The 20,654-nt window shown below is 60.1% G+C and carries 18 protein-coding genes and 1 pseudogene; 11 read left to right on the top strand and 8 right to left on the bottom strand.

Annotation, left to right across the window (positions count from 1 at the left end):
* The first annotated feature begins 20 nt into the window (after positions 1-20).
* The 7 genes from PSAKL28_RS08810 (at position 21) to PSAKL28_RS08845 (ending at position 8,886) form a co-directional block, all read left to right on the top strand.
* Positions 21-3,554: a TipJ family phage tail tip protein gene (locus PSAKL28_RS08810; protein ID WP_038609071.1), complete on the top strand. Its 3,534-nt coding sequence runs from the start codon at positions 21-23 to the stop codon at positions 3,552-3,554.
* A complete protein-coding gene (locus tag PSAKL28_RS08815; protein ID WP_038609073.1) occupies positions 3,554-4,615 on the top strand; it encodes a hypothetical protein in 1,062 nt (353 codons plus the stop codon). Before PSAKL28_RS08810 ends, PSAKL28_RS08815 begins: the two co-directional genes overlap by 1 nt.
* An 11-nt stretch (positions 4,616-4,626) precedes the next feature.
* Complete coding sequence (locus tag PSAKL28_RS27970) at positions 4,627-5,622, top strand: hypothetical protein (RefSeq protein ID WP_051939221.1); 996 nt, start codon at positions 4,627-4,629, stop codon at positions 5,620-5,622.
* 79 nt (positions 5,623-5,701) lie between these two features.
* Positions 5,702-6,307: a tail fiber assembly protein gene (locus PSAKL28_RS28090; protein ID WP_075226469.1), complete on the top strand. Its 606-nt coding sequence runs from the start codon at positions 5,702-5,704 to the stop codon at positions 6,305-6,307.
* Positions 6,308-6,365: 58 nt separating this feature from the next.
* Complete coding sequence (locus PSAKL28_RS08835) at positions 6,366-6,797, top strand: lysozyme (RefSeq protein WP_038609076.1); 432 nt, start codon at positions 6,366-6,368, stop codon at positions 6,795-6,797.
* The gene (locus tag PSAKL28_RS08840; RefSeq protein WP_038609078.1) at positions 6,794-7,306 is read left to right on the top strand and encodes a DUF2514 family protein; all 513 of its coding nucleotides are present in this window, start codon (positions 6,794-6,796) and stop codon (positions 7,304-7,306) included. Before PSAKL28_RS08835 ends, PSAKL28_RS08840 begins: the two co-directional genes overlap by 4 nt.
* Before the next feature lie 689 nt (positions 7,307-7,995).
* Positions 7,996-8,886, top strand: a complete 891-nt coding sequence (locus PSAKL28_RS08845; RefSeq protein ID WP_038609081.1) for a glycosyltransferase family 2 protein — start codon at positions 7,996-7,998, stop codon at positions 8,884-8,886.
* On the opposite strand, the gene PSAKL28_RS08850 is transcribed toward PSAKL28_RS08845, so the two are convergent.
* The 3 genes from PSAKL28_RS08850 to PSAKL28_RS08860 form a co-directional block, all read right to left on the bottom strand.
* Entirely contained in the window at positions 8,876-10,078 is a 1,203-nt protein-coding gene (locus PSAKL28_RS08850; protein WP_051939223.1) for an O-antigen ligase family protein, read from the bottom strand. The two genes, PSAKL28_RS08845 and PSAKL28_RS08850, sit on opposite strands and share 11 nt — an antisense overlap.
* A 276-nt stretch (positions 10,079-10,354) precedes the next feature.
* Positions 10,355-11,128 (bottom strand): sulfite exporter TauE/SafE family protein, encoded by a 774-nt coding sequence (locus tag PSAKL28_RS08855; protein ID WP_038609084.1) that lies wholly within the window; start codon positions 11,126-11,128, stop codon positions 10,355-10,357.
* A gap of 535 nt (positions 11,129-11,663) precedes the next feature.
* Complete coding sequence (locus PSAKL28_RS08860; protein ID WP_038609087.1) at positions 11,664-12,284, bottom strand: helix-turn-helix domain-containing protein; 621 nt, start codon at positions 12,282-12,284, stop codon at positions 11,664-11,666.
* Between the two features lie 127 nt (positions 12,285-12,411).
* On the opposite strand from PSAKL28_RS08860, the gene PSAKL28_RS08865 reads away from it, so the two are divergent.
* The 3 genes from PSAKL28_RS08865 (at position 12,412) to PSAKL28_RS08875 (ending at position 15,078) form a co-directional block, all read left to right on the top strand.
* Positions 12,412-13,542, top strand: coding sequence for an NAD(P)/FAD-dependent oxidoreductase (locus tag PSAKL28_RS08865; protein ID WP_038609090.1), 1,131 nt, complete (start codon positions 12,412-12,414; stop codon positions 13,540-13,542).
* Positions 13,543-13,561: 19 nt separating this feature from the next.
* A complete protein-coding gene (locus PSAKL28_RS08870; protein WP_038609093.1) occupies positions 13,562-13,939 on the top strand; it encodes a RidA family protein in 378 nt (125 codons plus the stop codon).
* Positions 13,940-14,013: 74 nt separating this feature from the next.
* Entirely contained in the window at positions 14,014-15,078 is a 1,065-nt protein-coding gene (locus PSAKL28_RS08875; RefSeq protein ID WP_038609096.1) for a YkvI family membrane protein, read from the top strand.
* A gap of 46 nt (positions 15,079-15,124) precedes the next feature.
* Here the strand turns inward: PSAKL28_RS08875 and PSAKL28_RS28505 are convergent, their stop codons facing one another.
* The 3 genes and pseudogenes from PSAKL28_RS28505 to PSAKL28_RS08885 form a co-directional block, all read right to left on the bottom strand.
* Positions 15,125-15,910 (bottom strand): methyl-accepting chemotaxis protein, encoded by a 786-nt coding sequence (locus tag PSAKL28_RS28505; protein ID WP_371261995.1) that lies wholly within the window; start codon positions 15,908-15,910, stop codon positions 15,125-15,127.
* Between the two features lie 69 nt (positions 15,911-15,979).
* Positions 15,980-17,011 (bottom strand): annotated as a pseudogene (locus PSAKL28_RS28510) (HAMP domain-containing protein); the annotation flags it as partial.
* A 168-nt stretch (positions 17,012-17,179) separates the two neighbouring features.
* A complete protein-coding gene (locus tag PSAKL28_RS08885) occupies positions 17,180-18,061 on the bottom strand; it encodes a LysR family transcriptional regulator (RefSeq protein WP_038609101.1) in 882 nt (293 codons plus the stop codon).
* Positions 18,062-18,185: 124 nt separating this feature from the next.
* On the opposite strand from PSAKL28_RS08885, the gene PSAKL28_RS08890 reads away from it, so the two are divergent.
* On the top strand, positions 18,186-18,632 hold the full coding sequence (locus PSAKL28_RS08890) for a PACE efflux transporter (protein ID WP_038609104.1): 447 nt from the start codon (positions 18,186-18,188) through the stop codon (positions 18,630-18,632).
* Positions 18,633-18,638: 6 nt separating this feature from the next.
* On the opposite strand, the gene PSAKL28_RS08895 is transcribed toward PSAKL28_RS08890, so the two are convergent.
* Positions 18,639-19,658: a hypothetical protein gene (locus tag PSAKL28_RS08895; RefSeq protein WP_371261996.1), complete on the bottom strand. Its 1,020-nt coding sequence runs from the start codon at positions 19,656-19,658 to the stop codon at positions 18,639-18,641.
* A 298-nt stretch (positions 19,659-19,956) separates the two neighbouring features.
* The gene (locus tag PSAKL28_RS08900) at positions 19,957-20,643 is read right to left on the bottom strand and encodes a GntR family transcriptional regulator (protein ID WP_038609110.1); all 687 of its coding nucleotides are present in this window, start codon (positions 20,641-20,643) and stop codon (positions 19,957-19,959) included.
* Positions 20,644-20,654 lie beyond the last annotated feature (11 nt).

The following is a 20,654-nucleotide window of genomic DNA, read 5'->3' on the forward strand; positions in this document are numbered from 1 at the left end:
TTTCGTTTCTGGAGGGGTGCATGGGCGCAGCAGTGAAGCGCAAGCCGCGGCGGACTACAGGTCGAAAGCGGCGTCAGGTTGTTGGTAGCAAGGGCGGGGCGAAGAAGCAGAAGCAGCCCAGTATTGCCTCGAACAGCGTGCCGTCGATCGCTACTGCGCGCGTGGTCTATCTGTGGAGCTGGGGGCCTATTGTCGGACCAGTGAGCGACCTGCGCTCGATCAAGCTCGACGGTACGCCAATCATGGCCGAGGACGGCACACTCAACTATCCGGGCGTCAAATGGCAGTTCCGTTCTGGCGAACTGAATCAGGAGCGATTACAGGGCGTCAGTGAGTCCAGCAACGAGATTGATGTTGGACAGGAACTCAAGAGCACAGCGCCTTGGGTTTACACGGTCAGCCGCGACATGGCCGACGCGGTGCGCTTGCGTTTCAGCTGGCCGCAGCTGCAGGCCCAGGACAGTGGCGGCAACATCAACGGCGTGCGCATTCAGTACGCGGTAGATATTTCCACCGACGGTGGCCCTTATCTGCAGGTGCTGGCGTCTGAGGTCAATCGCAAGAACATCACCAAGTATGAACGCTCTCACCGCATCGAGCTGCCAGCCGGCAGTCGCTGGTCTATCCGCGCGCGGCGCCTGACACCAGAGGCCAACAGTTCTCTGGTGTCGGATGGCATGGTGGTCGAAGCCATCGCCGAGGTCGTCGACAGCGATCAGGAATATCCGCTTACGGCGGTCGGCTGTCTGGAGTACGACGCCCAGCAGTTCGGCGGCGATATCGCCAAAGTGGCTGCCTTGATGCGCGGGCGCATCGTGCGCGTGCCGATGAACTATGACCCAGTCACCCGCACCTATGCGACCGCCGGCCCGGGTACCAGCAACGGTGTTTGGGACGGTACCTTCAAAGAGGCCTACACCAACAACCCGGCATGGGTCTTCTACGACCTGGCGCTGCACCCGTACTACGGCCTTGGCGAGCGCATCGATGCCAGCATGATCAACCGCTGGGCGCTGTACCGTATCGCGCAGCACTGCGACCAGCTGGTGCCGGACGGGAAGGGCGGTCAAGAGCCACGCTTCACCTGCAACCTCTACCTGCAGAAGCAGGCTGAGGGCTGGGCGGTGCTGCAGGACTTGGCAGCGATCTTCCACGGCCTGGCCTACTGGGACGGCAGCCAGATCGTTGTCAACGCCGACATGCCGCAGGACTCGGCTTACACCTACAGCGGCGCGCAGATCCTCGGCGACGGAGCTATCAAGTATTCCGGCAGCAAGTGGCGTGACCGTCACAGCCTGGCCATGGTTTCGTTCGATGATCCCGACCAGGGATTTGAGACCGATAAAGAGCCGGTCTTCGACGAGGAGGCCATGGCCGACTATGGCGTGCGCGAGGTTTCGGTCGAGGCCGTAGGTTGTACGTCTCGCGGTCAAGCGCAGCGCGCTGGCCAATGGGCGCTGCTGACTGAGCAGCTGCAGCTACGCGGTGCGACCATGCGCGTCGGCCTGGATGGATACATCCCGAAGCCGGGGAAGGTGATCTCGGTCGCTGACTCGATGCTGGCAGGCCGGGCCAATGGCGGGCGCATTGCTGCGGTTGCTGGGCGTGTTATTACCCTGGATCGCGATGTCGAGGTGCCGACCGGTGCACGCCTGCAACTCAACCTACCCAGCGGGAAGGCCGAGGCGCGGCAGGTTCGCTCAGTCTCGGGTCGGAATATCACGGTTATGGCTGATTACAGCGAGGTGCCGGAGGCCGAATGCGGCTGGGCACTGGACTATGACGACCTGAAGCTGATGCAGTTTTACGTCCGCAACGTCACCCGACCGGAGTGGCATCAATTCCAGCTGGAGCTGATCCAGCATGAGCCGAGCAAGTTCGATTCCATCGACTACGGCACCATCATCGACGACCGCCCGATCAGCGTTCTTCCACCAGGCGTGCAGGACGCCCCGGCTCGGGTGATGATCACCAGCCACAACTCCGTCGACCAAGGTATCGCTGTCACCACGATGACCATCGGCTGGGACGCCGCACCCGGCGCAGTGGCGTATGACGTGGAATGGCGCTGGGGCGCCCGGGATTGGATCAAGCTTCCGCGCACTGGCGAGCTGTCAGCCGACGTTCGCGGCGTGTATGCCGGACAGTACCTGGCCAGGGTGCGCGCTGTCAGTGCGACGGATGTCGCATCGATGCCGACGACCTCGATGCTGACGGATGTGTCGGGCAAGACCACGCTACCGCCTGCGGTTACCCACCTGACGGCCACCAGTGAACTCTTCGCCATCGGCTTGAAGTGGGGCTTCCCTGCTGGCGCTACGGACACGCAACGGACCGAGATCTGGTACAGCCCGAGCAACAGCCTCCAGGCTGCGACAAAGCTGACCGACCTGGCCTATCCGCAGAGTGACTACAAGCTGCAGGGCCTGGCCGGTGGTGTGTCGTTCTTCTTCTGGGCGCGCCTGGTGGACCGTACCGGCAACATTGGGCCGTTCTTTCCGGTGGCACCGAACGCGGTGCGAGGGATCTCCAGCACGGATGCTTCGCCGATTCTCGGCATGATTGCCGGGCAGATCGGAGAAACCGAACTGGGCCAGGATCTGATCGAGAAGATTGACGGCCTGCAGGATCAGATCGACGCCCTCGATGGGCTGAAGGTCTACAACCCAAAGCAGCCCTATACCAAGGGCCAGATGACCATCGTTGACGAGCGGATCTACCAGGCTCGACAGGATATCGCGGCCGCCCCTGGAGGTGGCAATGCACCGCCCAATCCAACGCTCTGGACCGATGTTGGTCAATCAGTTGAGTCGGCCAACGGCCTGGCCCAGCAGGTGAACATCAATACCACGAAGATCACCGAGGTGGACGGCAAGGTCACGGCTACAGCCGAAAACCTCCAGGCCCTGCGAGCTTCATCCCGCGATGATGATGCTGAGGGCGACTTGGCCGGCGCACTACAGCAATGGGGTTCGACTGCAGCCTTCGCTGCGGAAGTGAAGGCAAGCGCTTCCCGCGACGAGGCAATCTCCCGCAAGACGGAAACGCTGCAAGCGTCTATTGGCCAGACCTCGGCCGCCGTTCAGGTTGTCAGTGAGGCCCAGGCTACCGCCGACGGCAAAGCGCGGACGATGTGGGCTGTGAAGATGGAGCTGAACTCGCAAGGGCAGTACGTCGCCGCAGGCATTGGCCTGGGTATCGAGAACGGCCCGGCCGGGTTGCAGAGCCAGTTCCTGGTGAGCGCCGATCGGTTCGCAGTGGTCAACGGCATCAATGACTCGCTGTCGTCACCCTTTGTGGTGCAGAACGGTCAGGTGTTCATCAACCAGGCGTTTATTTCCAAGGCCTTTATCCAGGAGATCATTCTGGGTATGACGTTGCGCTCGCAGGCCGTGAACTCGCAAGGGTTGCCATTGCTGGAGATCAACGTGCCAGCCGGAACACTGACGCTCCGCGGTCAAACTGCAGACGGTTCGATCCTGCTGAATAACTACGGCCTGTATGTCTACGACCTGAACTACATCGAACGCGCCGCACTGGGGAGGATGACCTGATGGCGGCTCAATACGGGCTACGCACCAGGGATGCGTCTGGCTTGGTGACAATTGACACATCGATCACCCCGATTCGCTCGCTGAAGATGATGACGGTCACCGGCAATGGCAGCTTTGACCAGTACATCGCGGTACCCGAGATCCAGGCCCAGTCGTTCGTGGTCGTTGACACGCTGGAGGACCGCGGGGAATACACGTTTTCCCCGCAAGCCTGGTATTCGACCGGGCAATTGCAGCTTCGGCAGCCGCAGAACCTCACCTGGCAGGTGATGATTCTGTCGCAGGGTGGCGAGCCGTTCTCCGCGCCTGGCTCATACGGCATTCGGACCTCCAACAACAACGTGCGGACCCAGATCGATGCGGTCAACAAAGTGCTCACCGTTCATTACAACGGCGCGTTTCAGTTAGGTGTCTATTGGCGTCCGGGCATGCAAGCCCAACTAATTCAGTGGGCTGATGTAACTTTTCCGAGTCCAATAACCACGCATGAACGTCCGTTGATCTTCCTCAATGCGGACGATTACATGATGGTTGGCAATTTTTATGTGAAGGGAAGACCGGGAAACTGGACTGGCTTCAGGCTAAAGCAATGGTCAAGTAAAAGCGCACATGGAAGTGCGGCAGATAGTTACATGAACATCCGCTGGTACTGTGCGAGTTACCAGGCTCCAAGCACGCCAGCAGGGCAGTACGGCGCCTCCGTCAGGGATGCCGCTGGCAATCGGACGTTCGTGACCACGGCCAACCTGGCGCTGTTGAACAGCCAGCCGGCAGCCAACGCTTTTGTCAGTACTGGCAACCCCATTACAGGCACTGGCTATTACGCACCCAGCCAGCAGATGGTGTGGACCGGAAGCTATGACGACTACGTGCTGGCCAACGCACTGTTCTCTTGCACAAACATCATTCAGACCACCCAGCCCATTCGTGCGAACTTCGGCGGTTTCCTTCCGGGTAACCGGTCGATTCTGCAGATGTACTGCGACAACGGCTCAGGCATCAATCCGCTGACCGCAAATGGCCGAACCCTGTTCGCCTCGCGCCCAATGAAACCTCTCTGAAGGAACAATTCATGCCCTGGTACAGGCAAGGCAAGGTCGCTATCACGGCTGGCCAAAACACGGTGACCGGTACCGGCACCGACTTTTCTGCAAACTCCCGAGTGGGCGATGCGTTTCAAGGGCCTGATGGCCGCTGGTACGAAGTAACCAACATCACGAGTGCCACGGTGCTCAGTATTCTTCCGGCCTACCAAGGGGCTACTGTCTCCGGTGGATCCTACGGCCTGGCGCCAATGCAGGGCTACGTGAAGGAGTCAGCGGACCGCCTGCGCCAGATCGTCAACGACTGGGGCAGCACGTTAGCGGGCTTGGGTACGGCCGCATTTGCAGCCCTTACCACGTCATCTACAGACACCACCCCTGGCAGGGTAACGCGCGTTGGAGATTTTGGCTGGGGGGGAGGGGCGCAGCAGGACTCGCTTATCAACAACGCCACGTTCGGGAGCGTTGTGCGGACATACAACGATCCTGGTTCTCCTACGACGTCTACGTATGTAGGCCTCCACCTGCAGCGGGAGCCTGGCGGCCGAAGCGCGGACATACTGTGGGGCGATTCCCCGTCGACTATGTACTGGCGAACAACGAATGGGGCTGGCGTAATCGGTCCCTGGCACTACTCCTACAGCAATAGAAACATCCTCGGGCCAGTGAGTCAGTCTGGCGGCGTTCCTGCCGGGGCAATTATCCAGCGTGGGTCGAACGCCAATGGTGAGTTCGTAAAGTTTGCAGACGGCACGATGATCTGCACCTGGTCAGGCACGGTCGGTTACAACCTCACTTCACAATACGGCAACAACTTCATCGCTGCCGGGTCCTGGGCATTCCCCGCACAGTTTGCCAGCCCGCCGACGATGTCTGGTGCGGCCTTTCTGCTCAATCGGGTGACCTACATCGCTTCCGCTGCGGTCTCGGCCACTTCATGGGCGTTCACCGTGGTTGACCCGAACGGTACGCAGGCATCTGGTATGTACCAGGTGCAACTTACAGCGGTAGGGCGGTGGTTCTGATGGCCTCCGCTTCCAAGCCGGACGGCCTGAAAAATGCGTCCAGTTAAACCCCACTGCCTGACGGCCTAAGGAGCACTTTATGCTTATCAAGCTTTCCCCGGTTTCTCCGCTGTCGCCAGACGCGACCCTGGTTGTCTCAAAGCAGGGCGAAGCAATCACCTTAAACGGCACCCAGTTCGATTTCAGCAGGCTGGAGAATGGCGCCACGCTGCCCGCTGAAGCCGTACGGTCCGATTGGATCAGTAAGCCAGTCGAGCGCATTGATGGGAGGCTGGTCCTCACGCTCACGTTGCCGTGCCACGACGGCGCGCCAGAATCTGCACGCTTCCCCGTCGATATTGTCAGCCCCGCCGACGGCCCGGTTCGATTGCCAGGCATTGAGCCGTCCACCGTTCCGCAGTCAGCCGCAGGTGTTATCGACTGGTCGCAGGTCATCACTCGCGAGATGAAAGAGCAGGCTGCCACCGGGCGGCTGCTGGCTGCCGTGGTCACAGAGGCAGCGCAGCGCCGGGCGGCGGCCGACATGGCCATCGCGCCACTGCAAGACGCGGTGGAGCTGGGCCGCGCCGACCAGGCAAAGCAGGACCTGCTGCGCGCCTGGAAGAACTATCGCATCGACCTGGGCGAGATTCCTCAGCAAGCAGGATACCCCACTGAAATTGACTGGCCCGCGCCGCCGGCCTGACCCATACCGAAAGCACCGGCCGCCACTTGGCGGTATTTTTTTGCCTGGAGAAAAGTGAATGCGGACATCGCAACGAGGTCTGAGCCTCATCAAGTCCTTCGAAGGCCTGCGCCTGCTGGCCTATCGGGACGCCGTCGGCGTCTGGACCATCGGCTACGGCGCCACTCGCGGGGTAAAGCCGGGCATGTCGGTCACCAAAGAGCAGGCTGAACGGATGCTGCTCAACGACGTGCAGCGCTTTGAGCCGGAAGTCGAGCGGCTGGTGCAGGTCCCGCTGACCGGCAATCAGTGGGACGCCCTGGTCAGCTTCACCTACAACCTAGGCGCGGGCAACCTGGAGTCGTCGACGCTGCTGCGCCTGCTCAATCGTGGTGATTATGCCGGTGCTGCCGAGCAGTTTCCGCGCTGGAACAAGGCGGGCGGTAAGGTGCTGCCCGGCCTGGTGCGTCGCCGGGAGGCTGAGCGCGTGCTGTTTCTGGAGGCGGTGTGAACTGGCTGACGCGGGTACCTGCCTGGTGCTGGTGGGCTCTGGCCCTGCTAGTTGTCGCTGGAGGCCAGCAAATTCGAGTGGGAGCGAGCAAGCTCGATGCCGCCAATGCACGCCAAGAACTGGCCGACTTCCGCTTGGAAGTCTCCGAGCGCGACCTGCGCGCCACGGCCAAGGCAAGAACAGAAGAGCAGCGCCGCCAAACTGTGGCGGACGAAGAGGGCAGGAGAGCAGATGAGCGCATCATGGATCTTGAAGGCAGGGCTGTTACTGCTGAGTCTCGGGCTGTCGGCATGCGCGACGAAATCGACCGACTGCGGAATGGCCGATCAGCAACCTGCAGTGCCATCACTACCCAGCAGCGCCAGGCAAGAGAGCCTGCCATCGTGGTGCTCGGGGGATTGCTTGAAGAGTCTGACCGAATGGCGGGAAGCCTCGCGGAGGCGCTTGAGCGAAGTCGAATAAAAGGCCTCACCTGCGAAGCGGTAGTGGACGGCATCCGGAAGCCGTGAGAAACACCCCTAGTGCCAGTCCGGAGTGGCACTGGAATCCCGCCAAAACAAATGACCAACGGAGTGGTCATCCCGCCTACCCTGCTTAAATTTTGCTACAGTAAAACTTAAAGCGCCATTTTTCCCTAGCAAATGCTGGTGATTTATTAAAAATCGATCCGATCCATCATCGGCGCAACAGAAAACCTCCTGACTACCGGATTCATTGGGTTTACCAGGTTTTCTGCTTGTTTCGCTTGCATCTAAATTGTTCTCATTTGCTACTTTCTATCATCGTCACTACATTTGCATATTCTCGAAGGCGGCGTATGCCGCACACATTCGCATCATGCAAAAGGGCGTCGTAGTTTATCAGGAAAGCCGTACGTGCGACCGTAAGACAACGGCCCTGGCAGTTATGTACTGGGGCGATCCGTTCTCGTGCCGCTCCCGCGACAACACCTGGGTGTCCCGCATGCCTTGATTCCTGATGGCGAGCAGTAGATTCCAAGCAAGCCCGTATCGTTCGAGGGCGCCTTCATTTAGACTGATGGCTCTACACTGAGATTACCGATGCAACTAATGATAGGATAAGTGGCATTTCACCCGCACCTTCGGCTATTAATCGAGGCTTGTGAGCTTGAGCGCGACATTCGCAAACGTAAGCTGAAAAATACTAATGCAGCACGGATTTAATTTAGGGTTTTTTTATGTCTGCTCAACGTCACGATGTTTCTGATACACCGTTGGTGACAGTAATCATCGCCTCTTACAATCACGCTCGCTATATAGAAAAAAGCGTAAATAGCGTCATCAACCAAACCTATTCCAACATTGAGTTGCTCGTCATCGACGATGGTTCAACGGATGAGAGCCCGGCGATTCTGAAGCAGCTCCAGGAAAAGCATGGTTTCGATTTACGCTTTCAGGCCAACAAGGGCCTGGCGGCTACGCTTAATGATGCGATTGAGCGTGCACGGGGCGAGTTAATTGTCCCGTTCGGCTCCGACGACATCATGGTTGCTCATCGTATCGCCACGCAAGTGGAGTACATGAAGGGCAAACCTGAAGTGGGTATTTGTTCGGCCAATATCGAAACCATTGACCAAGATGGTCGGGTAATGGGCCCGCGCGAGCAGCGTAAGCGTAATTTGCCCTTTCGCCGCCTGGATTTTGACGATCTTTTTCTCGATCGCAAACCTGGTCCAATGGCCGCGACGTTGATGCTGCGACGCGAAGCCCTGGATAAAGTCGGTGGCTTTAATGCGAACATTCGGCTGGAAGATGTCTATATCGAGTTAGCGATTGCTCGTGCCGGCTACTTCATCGACGTGCTTGGCGAGGTGCTGGCGCAATACCGTGATCATCCTACCAACACCTTCAAGAATGGCCGGTTCATGGTGGATAACGTGCTGAAAACGTACGCGGTGTTCCGTGACCATCCGCAGTACGAGAAGGTCTGCATGAACTTCCGGAACTCCATGGTGCTTAAGTACGCCAACCGTGACAAGGCACTGACTCGGGAAATCCTGGCGGAAATCCCGGTCAAGTACTGGAACAAGAAAACCTTGCGCGGTATCTGGAGGCTGATCAGCTCTTGACTGTTCGGCTACGCGCCCAGTAGATCAGCGATTGGCCGTAGACCAGAGCCAGCGGTATCCAGATCAGGAACCAATGCTCTTTGGGGCGTGACATGAAGGCACTTCCTTCAGTCAGGCCCGAAGCAAAGCCGAAGATAAGCCAGGTCGCCGCGAGCGTGACAGCAGGGTGCTTGCGGTAGACCCAACTGAAGTACATCGCCAGGCCGTAGAGCGTCAACCACAATGCCAATCCCAAGATGCCGCCTGCGTACAACACGCCCAATTCGATGTTATGCGGATCGGCGAAGGTGTCGGCCATGCCTGGAATGATCACCGTCATGGGGGAGTCGAAGCCATGCCCCAGCCATGGATACTCACTGATCTGGCGCAATGACTCCATCCAGATGGCGGGACGGTAGGATACGCCGCGTTGGGTAATGGCTTCGGGATGAATCAGCACAAGACTGATGATGCCAAGTGCTGCCACCCCTATGGCAATCAAGCTGCGTCGGCGGTCGCCGACGATCATCAGCCACCCCAGGGCGGCCGTCAGTCCCACCAATGGTGTCCGTGAGCCGGTTGCGATGATCGCTACGCCCAGTACCGCCAGGCAGATAATCGGCAGTGGGCTCAACGCGTTACGTGCCTGGAACCATGATCCCAGCCAGAATGCGGCGAATGCGCCGAATACATGAGCGGTGAGCAAGGGGTTGTAGAGCGCGCCGTAACCGCTTAAACGGTTATCAGCGTCGGGCAGCTTGAAGAGCATGAAGTAGATCAGCGACAGGCCCGCCGCCAATGCGGCGAAGATAGCCGCCAGGCGCGTGCACTTGTCCAGTTGCGCTGGGGTGCGCAGAGCGATGATGCCCGCAGAGAACAGCAGCATTGCGATGTACAACGGTCGTTTGACCAAGCTGCCCGTTGAGTTTTCCGTATCGGACCAGGCAATGCTCAGGAGGGTGTACGCACTGAAGGCCAGGAAGGCCAGAAACAGCGGGTTGCTGGTAAGGGGTTTGAGTAATCGCGGCTGCAGGATCAACGCCAGGAGGGTGGGGACGGCCAGGAAAATGTAAAAGAGCTTGTGATACATCGCTCGTTCCCCAACCCAGAACATCCCCGTGAGAATGACCAGCCAGCCTATCGGCAATACGTAGCTATTGATCATGTTCCCTAAGCGTTGGGCCTTGGTCTCTATCGGTACATCAATTGACATCTCGCGTGCTCATCCTAATCAATGCCATATTTATAATGTCCTGCGCGGTATTAATTCTGAAACTTTTGGGCCCTTTAAAGGCTGCCTCCTTGTTGAATAAGGGCGGCACAGCAGCCCATGGCCACGGATCAAGTGGCTGAAGGAATTGTGGACAGGGGCTGGCAGGAAAATAGCATCAATCCATCGTTGGTGCCACGCTGGAGTGGCAGCAGGCTGACGGCGCTGACGGGCACATTGACCCCGGCTGAGGTACCGCTGAGCATTGGCGGCGGGGCTTCAGAACGCCAGTTTGTAACCGATCATCAGCAGCATGCCAGCCAGGCACGGACGCAGGACGCTGTCGGAAATGCGCCCGGTCAGGTGGCTGCCCAGGTAGATGCCCGGCAGCGAACCCAACAGCAGGTAACCCAGCAGCGACCAGTCCATATTGCCCATGCTGGCGTGGCCCAGGCCGGCGACCAGGGTCAAGGGCACTGCGTGTGCGATCTCGGTGCCGACCAGGCGGCGGGTGACGAGGTAGGGGTAGAGCAGGAACAGGGCTACAGTACCCAGGGCGCCAGCGCCGATGGAGGTCAGCGAGACCATGACGCCGGTGATCACGGTCAGCAGGTTGAGGCTGGTACCGCTCAGGTGATAGCGGTCGCCCGCGTGTTTGCTGGCGAATGCTTGCAGTTTGCTTTTGAACAGGATGGCCAGGGCGGTGAGTACCAAGACGACGGCCAGGCCTTGCTTGATCACAGCGTTGGCAGCCTGGGTGTCAGTGTCCAGGGTGCTGAGGAACCACAGGGTTGCAGCAGCGGCAGGGACGCTGCCCAGGGTCAGCCAGCCGGTGATTTTCCAGTCGATGTTTCTGTTCTTGCTGTGGACCCAGACGCCGCTGGCTTTGGTAATGGCGGCGTACAGCAGGTCAGTGCCCACTGCGGTGGCCGGGCTGATGCCGAACCAAAGCAGGATCGGGGTCATCAATGAACCGCCGCCGACGCCGGTCATGCCGACGATGAAACCTACGATGAGGCCTGCAATGGTGAAGCCGAATGAACCTACATCCATAATTTACCTAAACGCCCAACGTGCCCGTGATCGGATGGCAGCCAGCATAAAGGTTTTTTTATAGCGAAATAGACTAGTTCGTTATTAGGTTATAACTGGGGTGTTGCTGGGCTAGCCCGGTGGGAGCGGGCTTGCCCCGCGATGAGACCTTCGCTTGCTCCGAGCTTTTTGAGCATATCCATTGGCGGTGGTGGCGCTGATTCACCTTTCCGCCTTTACGGCGGCTTACTTTTTTTCAGTCGAAAAAAAAAGTAAGCAAAAAATTCTCGCCCCACCAGGGGCCCTACGCTGCGCTTCGGGTCCCTTCGCTCCGGTGCCGCTACGGGGCATTGCGAGCTACGAGTTGCAAGCAACTCTACGCTTCGCAACTTCGGCTAACGCCGAAGGCGCTACGCGCTAGCCCCTTCACGTCACCTCCACTCAGCCCTACTGGTTAACGGGGCGGGTGGATCAAGATCAAAAGCAGATCAAGATCAAAAGCACAATTCGCTGCGCTCTTGCTTGGAGTGGAGGCGCACAACCTTGCGTGAGCCCATCACCGATCCGTCATCACCACCATCACCTGTGCATCACCCCCATCTTCACTTTCCGACAGGTAGATGTGGCCAACATTGCTGTTGAAATAAGCGGTTTCCTGCGCACCGATACTCACTGCCTCACCGGTTTCGAACTCAATTCTTACCCGGCCACTGAGCACCAGGGCAAACTCCTGACCTGGGTGGCGAATGAATTCGTCGAACTGCTGCCGCTCACGCGCAATGATCCGTGCATACATCGGTGTCATCAGCCGTTCGGGAAACTCGCCGGCAATCAGGTGGTAGTCATAGGTTCCGGTGCTATAACCCGGTGCAGAAGGCAGCGAATGGACCACCACGGTGGTCGACGCCGGGGCATCTCCCATCTCCGCCGAGCGAAACAACTGAGCGATGTCGACATTCAGCGCTCGCGCCGCTGCGGCAAGTTTTTCGTAACTCACCGATACCTGCGCCAACTCCATTTTCGACAAGGTTGAGACCGGTACCCCGGAGCGTTCCGACAACTGCTTGAGAGTCAGTTGCTGGCTCTTGCGCACAGTCCGCAGGCGGGCGCCGACTTCGGTGCGGTCGATCGGGGGCTGCGCGCCAGGGCGGTCGGCAACAGGGGAGCGGTCACTCATCAAGAATCTCGGTCAGGTATCACGGACAGGCATCTTACCGTGGCCGCTTGCGTATTCTGAAATTCTCATATATTAGAATTCTCATAAGTGATAATTTCTGATTCCCTCATCAGGCAATGGCAAGGTTATGACGCAGATATTCGACAGCGTGATCATTGGCGCCGGTATTGCGGGTGCTTCCCTGGGATACCGGCTGGCAGAGCAGCAAAGCGTGCTCTTGCTGGAGCGTGAATCGCAACCCGGCTACCACTCCACCGGGCGTTCGGCGGCAATGTTCATGGAGGCTTATGGCACCCCACAGATCCAGGCGTTGACTCGGGCCAGCCGGGCTTTTTACCAATCGCCTCCGGCAGGGTTCTGTGAGCATCGGTTGCTGGAGCCGCGAGGCTGTCTGTATGTCGCCAATCTTGAGCAACAGGCGCTGCTCGCCAGCAGTTATGCGCAGAACCTGGCCAATGGCACCGAAGTGCGCCTGCTCGATCCCGAGGCTGCGGTGGCGATGGTGCCGAGCCTGAAGGGCGAAGCTATTGCAGGCGCGTTTCATGAGCCGGGGGCCATGGACCTTGATGTACACGCTCTGCACCAGGGCTTCCTGCGTGGCTTTCGTCAGGCCGGCGGCGAGCTGCGCTGCAATGCCGAGCTGGTTGAGGGGGCCTTTGCCGAAGGTCTCTGGCATCTGCACCTGGCCGACGGCAGCCTGGTCCAGGCTCGTCAGTTGGTCAACGCGGCAGGGGCCTGGGCGGATCGGATTGCGACAATGTGCGGTGTACAACCCGTTGGCCTGCAGCCATGCCGGCGCAGTGCCTTTACCTTTGAAGGGCCACAAGACCAGGCGTTTGCACAGTGGCCAGCGGTGATCGGGGTGGATGAGAGTTTCTATTTCAAACCCGATGCCGGGCAGTTGCTCGGCTCACCGGCCAATGCCGATCCGGTCGAAGCTCAGGATGTGATGCCTGAAGAGCTGGATGTGGCTACCGGCATCTACAACATTGAAGCCCTGACCACGCTGACGATCCGTCGCCCCAGTCATACCTGGGCCGGGCTGCGTTCATTCGTCGCCGATGGCGATCTGGTCATTGGCCGCGATCCGCACAATCCGGCGTTTTTCTGGCTGGCTGCCCAGGGCGGCTATGGCATCCAGTCGGCGGCCGGTGTTTCGCAGCTGGCCTGTGCGCTGCTGCTGGATCAAGCACTTCCCGCTTCCTTGCAGCGCGAAGGTGTCGAGCCGCAACGCTTGTCACCGGCGCGTTTTCGTTAATCCCTCAAAGGACATTGCCATGAGCTCGACTATCCAGCGTATTCCCAGCCACCTGCCGTTCCCGTTTTCCAAGGCGGTCAAGGTCGGGGGCTTCTTGTTTCTCTCCGGCCAGGTGCCGATGACTGCCACAGGCGAAGTGGTGCGCGGTGACATCCAGACCCAGACCCAGGCCACGCTTGAGCGTATCGGCGAAACCCTGGCCGAGTGCGGCGCAGGGTTCGAACAGGTGGTCAAAGCCACGGTGTGGCTGTCCGACATGGCGCATTTCGCCGGCTTCAACGAGGTTTACAAAACCTTCTTCGCCAACGGTTATCCAGTGCGCTCGACAGTGAGCGCCGGCCTTGCCCTGGGCGTGGATGTGGAGATCGAAGTACAGGCCTGGATCGGTCACGACTGAGTTCGCACACGCCTGCGTGGTACTGGAAAAAACAACAAGGCCTGACCAGGGCCATAGATGCCAGAGGGTTCGAGATGAAAGAGCAGCTGAAAATTGCAGGCGCCTTTATCGGCGTTATCGTGGGTGCAGGTTTCGCCTCAGGGCGGGAGTTACTGCTGTTCTTTGTCAACTTTGGCCTCTGGGGACTGCTCGGCACCCTGGTCAGTGCGGCGCTCTTCACCTTTCTCGGCATGGCCCTGGCAGGTCTGGGCAACCGTCTGCAGGCCGCTTCGCACAAGGATGTGGTGTATGCCATCTGCGGACGCTACCTGGGTCTGTTTGTCGATCTGTTGATCACCTTCTTCATGTTCGGGGTGACGGTGGTGATGCTCGCCGGCGGCGGTGCCTTGCTCGAACAGCAGTTCGGTATCCCGGCACTCACCGGCAGCGTGCTGGTGACCCTGTTGGTGGTGGCGGTAGTCTGTCTGGATATTCAGAAAGTCATCGTGTTGATCGGTGCCGTCACGCCTTTCCTGATCCTGGCGGCTACGGCGATCGCGTTGTATGCGGTGTTCACCCGCGACCTGAGTTTCACCGCCCTGGACCAGGTCGCCAGCCAGCAGGAAGCGGGTGCCAGCCACTGGTTGCTCGGGGCCTTCCTGTATGTGTCGTACAACGTTGTGGCCGGGGCGCCGATGCTGGCGATCCTCGGCGGTTCGGCACGTCTGGAGAAGACTGCGATCTGGGGTGGCATCCTCGGTGGGGCGGGGCTTGGTGGCCTGATGCTGGTGATGAGCGCAGGCTTGCTCTCACGCCTGGATACCGTGGCTGACTTACCGATGCCGATGCTGTCGATTGCCAGCGAAATCTCCCCGGCACTGGGTGTGATCATGTGCGTGATCATCTTCGGCATGATCGTCAACACCGCAGTGGGCATGCACTATTCGTTTCTGGCGCGGCTGCTGCCGGCGGGTACCCGCAGCTTTCGCCTGGGCGCTGTGGTGACGGGCGTGGCGGCGTTTATCTGCAGCCTGATCGGCTTTATCAGCCTGGTCGGCCAGGTCTATCCATTGTTCGGTTACCTGGGCTTTGTGGTGATGCTGGCGGTGCTGATCGGCTGGGTGCGGATGGGCAGGGTCAAGCGCGCCGTGGTGGTGTAGTAACAGGCACCTGGCGAGGGCATTGCGCCCTCGCCAGGCCAGCGGGTCAGATCTTGAAGCTGTCGACCAGTTGTTTCAAACGACCGGCCTGTTGGGCCAGGGCATCGCAATGACGCAGGGTGTCATTGAGGTTGGCCACGCCTTGCTGGTTCAGCACGTTGATCTGGGTGATGTCCAGGTTCAGGCTTTCGACCACGGCGGTCTGTTCCTCGGTCGCCGCCGCCACCGACTGGTTCATGCCGTCGATCTCGCCGATACGCTGGGTGACGCTGCTCAGGCGTTCACCGGCCTGGTTGGCGACCATCACGCTTTCCTCGCTCGACACCTGGCTGGCGTTCATGTTGTGCACCGCCTCGCGTGAACCGACCTGCAGGGTGGTGATCATCTTGTGGATCTCTTCGGCCGACTCCTGAGTCCGGTGCGCCAGGTTGCGCACTTCGTCGGCGACCACCGCAAAACCGCGCCCTGCTTCCCCGGCACGGGCGGCCTCGATGGCGGCGTTCAGGGCCAGCAGGTTGGTCTGCTGGGAGATACCTTTGATCACATCGAGGATCTGCCCGATGTCGTCGGTGCTGGCGTTGAGGGTTTCGATCTGCTCGCAGGATTCGCTGATCTTCTGTGACAGCGCAGTCATCGCCGAGATGGTTTCTTCCACTACCTGGCGGCCGTCGTTGGCCTGTTCGCTGGCACCGCTGGCGTGCTGCGAAGCATCGGCGGCGTTGCGGGCGATTTCCTGGGTGGCGGCGCCCAGTTCGTTGATCGCTGCAGCCACGCTGTTGGTGCGCATGCTTTGCTCTTCGGAACCGATGATCGAGGCGTTGGACGCGCTCATCACCCGTTCCGACAGGTCGTGCACTTGACGGGTAGCCGAGGACACTTCGGCAATCGAGGCATGAATACGCTCAACGAACTGGTTGAAAGCGCCGGCCAGTTCGCCGAATTCGTCCTTGTTCTCCACCGCCAGGCGGCGAGTCAGGTCGCCTTCGCCCTGGGCGATGTCCTGCATGGCACGGCCCATGGTGGTCAGCGGACGCATCAGCACCGGAATCAGCAAGCTGAGCAGGCCGGCGATGGCCGCCACGGCGATGAGCATGGCGATGATGGCCGAAGTACGGAACTGGCTGAGAGGGGCGTAGGCCTTGTCCTTGTCGATCGACAAACCGATGTACCAGTCGGCCGATGGCAGACCGCTGACCGGAGCGAAGGAGATGATGCGCTCCTGACCGCCGAGGGTCGCGTCATGAATGCCTGGGGCCACCTGCAGGTTGCTGCCTGGATAGATGTCCTTGAGGTTTTTCATCACCTGCTCTTTGTCCGGGCTGACGATCACCTGGCCATTGCGGTCGACCAGGAAGGCATGGCCGATACCGCCGAAGTCCACGGCGTTGATGATGTCGACCAGGGACGCCAGGCTCAGGTCGCCACCGACCACGCCGAGCAGTTCACCGTTGGTTTTGCTCTTGACCGGCATGCCAATGGTCACCACCAGGCCACCGACCGCAGCCATGTAGGGCGGGGTCAGCATGGTCTGGTTGGCGGCGACCGCGGCGCTGTACCAGGGACGCTGGCGCGGGTCGTAGCCGTCAGGCATCTTCGCATCCGGGCGCTGGGTGAACACACCGTTGGCCTGGCCGACATAGGTGAACTGGAAGTTGTTGGTGAACGAAGGCTGGTCGACCAGTCCCGGGAAGTCGGCATTGGCGCCTTGGTGGGCAACGTCCTGGGCGAGGTTTTCCAGCACCAGAATCCGGCCGCTCATCCAGTTCTGCACGCTGCTGGCGGTCAGTGCGCCAGCTTGCTTGACCGACGACTCGATGTTTTGCCGGATGGTGTTGCGTTGCAGGTAATCGTTGTAGAGAGTGAACAAAGCAAATGCCAGAACCACGACGCCGCAGGCGCACAGCAGGATCTTGTGGCGAAATTTCAGGTTCATGTTCCGATACCTTGTGCCAGTAAGGAGGAGTGCCGAGCGGTGCTTTTGGCCAATGCTCGTACCTATCCAGACAGCTATCGGCCGCAATGCTGAAAAATTGAAAAGGCAGATTGCCGCAGGGGCTGACAGGATTTTCCTACCCAAGGCTTTGGCCTGCGCCTCGGGGCGTTAAACGCCGAGGTGCCTGACCAGTTCCTGCGCGGCCTTTTGCAGCGGCTGGTTGTGGCGCCAGAAGGCATGCACCGGTAACTGCAGTTCGTTGCGGGTGTTCTTGAAATCCAGGCGCAGCAGACGCCCGGCCTCAAGCAGCGGGGCTACCCGTGACAGGGGAAAGTCACCCCAGCCCAGACCTGCTTCGACCATTTCCAGGGCCATGCTCAGGCTGTCGGTGCGCCAGTGCGCCTTGCCGATCAGGGCGCGGGTGTCAGTGATTGGCAGGTCGCGACTGGCCACCAGAATCTGGCGGACATTGACCAGGTCTTCGAGGTAGGCAATCTGCCGCGGCTGGCGTTGCAGGGCAGGGTGCTGCGGCGAGATGGTTGCCACCAGCGACTCCATGCCGATGTTCTGGAAGCGTTGCTGCGGATCGACCGCCAATCCGGCAAAGGCCAGGCACAGGCTGACCCGACCGCTGTGCAGCAATTGCAGGGCTTCCTCCTGAGGGGCGCTGAGCACCTCGATCTCCAGCAGCGGATAGCGTTCGCTGATGGTCTTGATCGCCGTCAGCAGCGGGCCGTGGTCGATGTCCGGTACCACACTGATGGCCAGGGTGCTTTCCAGTCCCTGGGACAATTCCAGGGCATGCACCTGTAACTGTCCCAGTTGCGCCGCGATCATCCGCGCATGGGGTTCCAGCGCCAGGGCCAGTGCGGTGGGCCGGGTTTCCCGGTGGGTGCGTTCGAACAGGGCGAAGCCCAGTTCGGCTTCAAGGTTGCCGACTGCCATGCTCACGGCCGAAGGCACGCGGCCCAGGGCACGGGCGGCGGCAGAGAACGATCCGCAGTCAAGCACGGCGAGAAACAGTTCGATGTTGTCGCTGGAAAAATTCAATTGGGCAATCTCCTGTCAGTCAATCTGATAGCTGCTGACTTTTTCTGTCAAGAAGATTGACGCATTCTTGCGCGCCTCTGCCGCCTGGACGGGCGGCGTCTGTTGATGCAATCGAGGTAGTACGGTGCAAGGTGTAAAACGCAAACTGGTCTACGTGACCGCCTACGAAGTGATTGGTCTGTGCATGTCGACCCTGGGCCTGGCCTATCTGTCGGACACGGCGCCAAGCAATACCGGACCGCTGGCGGTGATGATCACCACCATCGCCATGGCCTGGAACTTCATCTACAACACCCTGTTCGAGTACTGGGAAAGCCGTCAGGTCAAGCGCGGACGCAGCGTTGCCCGGCGTGTAGTGCATGCCATCGGCTTTCAATTGACCCTGGTGGTTTATCTGATTCCATTGATTGCCTGGTGGCTGGACATGAGCCTGGTCGAAGCCTTCCTGGTGGACCTGGCGTTCATCATCCTCATCCCTTGCTACACCTTCCTCTACAACTGGTTGTTCGACCGCATTTTCGGCTTGCCGACCTCGGCCCAGGCCGTGGACGACAATCGTGTCGCTGCCTGAGGCGGACTATTGCGCCGGCAGAACGATGCGCAGCGAGCCGTTTTGCGTTTCATCCGGTTGTTGCCTGGCACCGAGCAGACCTTCCTCGATTTCGCCAGACAAGTAGTACACCCCGGCCATGACGCCGGTCTTGCGGTTATCCATCAGCTCGCGCCATTCCTCGTTGAGCGCCACATTGAGGATTACCCGCAGTTGCTCGATCATGGCCGGTTGTTCCTGGTTGTGGCTGACGATGCCATAACCGGCTGCGGCCACCGAGATCAGGGCGCCCGCGACGCGGCCTACGGCACTTGCTACAGCGCTGGCGATGCCGCGTGGTGCCAGGGTCGCACCGAGTTTTTCACTGGCCTGTTGCGCCACCGATGACAGCCCGACATCCGAGCGCTGGGTGCCGGCGCGTACGGCGCTGTGCATGTGCCCGACCAGTGACGCATACGCCGGCTGCTCGGCCAGCGACTTGCTGTATAGCAACTGGTAAAGCGAGGCATTGCGCGCCGCAGGGGGGCCCAGGTTGATCGCCTGGATCCGCGTCAGACGCAGGTTGAACTGCTCGGGCGGCGCCTGGTAGCGCTGGGCAATCTGTTGCAGTTGCTGACCGAGCAACTGGATGTACAGCTCCATGGCGCGGTTGCGAATGCCTTCGGGGTCGATCTCCTTGGCCACCTGGTCGAGCACCCGGCGGTGATACTGCTCTTGCAGGTAAAGCGCCAGGCGCTTCTCCGGCGGCTCCTTGCCTTCGCCACTGTTCATCTTGTACCAGGCCACTTTCATGGTCAGCCATTGCTGGGTCCAGTAGCCGGTGAACCAGGGGATGAATTCGCTTTCGGTAAACTGCTGCACGCGGTCCTTCCACACGCGCATGGAGCGTCGGCTGTAGTCATTGACCGAGCTGGTACTGGCCAGCGAGGCGTCGATGATTTCCCGGTCGATCTGCTCCCAGGTGGCGGGGCTCAGTTGCACGGGAGGTGGCTCGGGGGGCTTTTCTCGCGAGGCACAGCCGCCCAGGGCGAGCAGGAGGATGAGCAGGAAAATGAGGAATGAACGGGGGGTCACAAGCGCTACCCCCTTGCGACGGGATGTTTGGCGGGTTTGTTTCCTTGGTGATTTCAGTATAGGTGGGAGGGGGTGGGGGATTTGATCAGGCCGACCAAGTACTGCTTTTTCCATGGCAGAACGCGATACCGTCTGTAGGAGCGGGCCTTGTCCCGCGATCTGCCGCAGCGCGGCAGCAGTGTCAACCAATGCAGTTTGACAGTTGTACCGCAACTTCAGGTTTTACGGCCGCTGCGCGGCCGATCGCGGGACAAGGCCCGCTCCTACAGGGTCAGCCCTCCAGGTCCAGCTTGGCCTCGATATGGTCCAGGTGCTGATGCATCAAGGCCAGGGCCGCTTCGCCGTCACCCCGTTCGAGCGCATCGATGATCGCTGCGTGCTCTTGCCAGGCGCAATGGCTGCATGGGCGGGCTTCGTACTGGGCGATGATCAACGAAGTTTGCGGCACCAGACCATTGAGAAACCGCGTCAACGGCGCGTTGTTGGCGATCTCCGCCAGTTTCAGATGAAACTCGCCTCCCAGGCGAATGGCCGTGCAACGCTGACCCTGTTCATGGTGCTGGCGTTCGCGCGCGACCAGTTCACGCAACTGGCGGATTTTCGCTGGTCGCGAGCGTTGCGCGGCCAGGGTGATCAGGGTGGTTTCGGCCAGGCGCCGGGCGCTGAGGATCTGCCGCGCCTGTTGCGGATCGGGCGCTGCCAGACGTGCGGTGTGGCTCGGGCGCTGGACGATTACCTGCTGGTCGCACAGGCGGCCCAATACCCGTCGAATCACGGTGCGGCTGACGCCAAATGCCTCACCCAGCGCTTGCTCAGGCAGGGCGCTGCCCGGCGCCAGACGCTGTTCGAGAATGGCATCGAACAGGCGAGGGTAGATCTGCTCGGCCGACAGGCGCACTTCGCCATGGGCAAGCAATGGCGGCAGGGCGGTCACAGGGGCTTGGGCGCTGGCGTTCATCAATGCTCTCC

Source organism: Pseudomonas alkylphenolica (genome assembly GCF_000746525.1).
GTDB lineage: Bacteria > Pseudomonadota > Gammaproteobacteria > Pseudomonadales > Pseudomonadaceae > Aquipseudomonas > Aquipseudomonas alkylphenolica.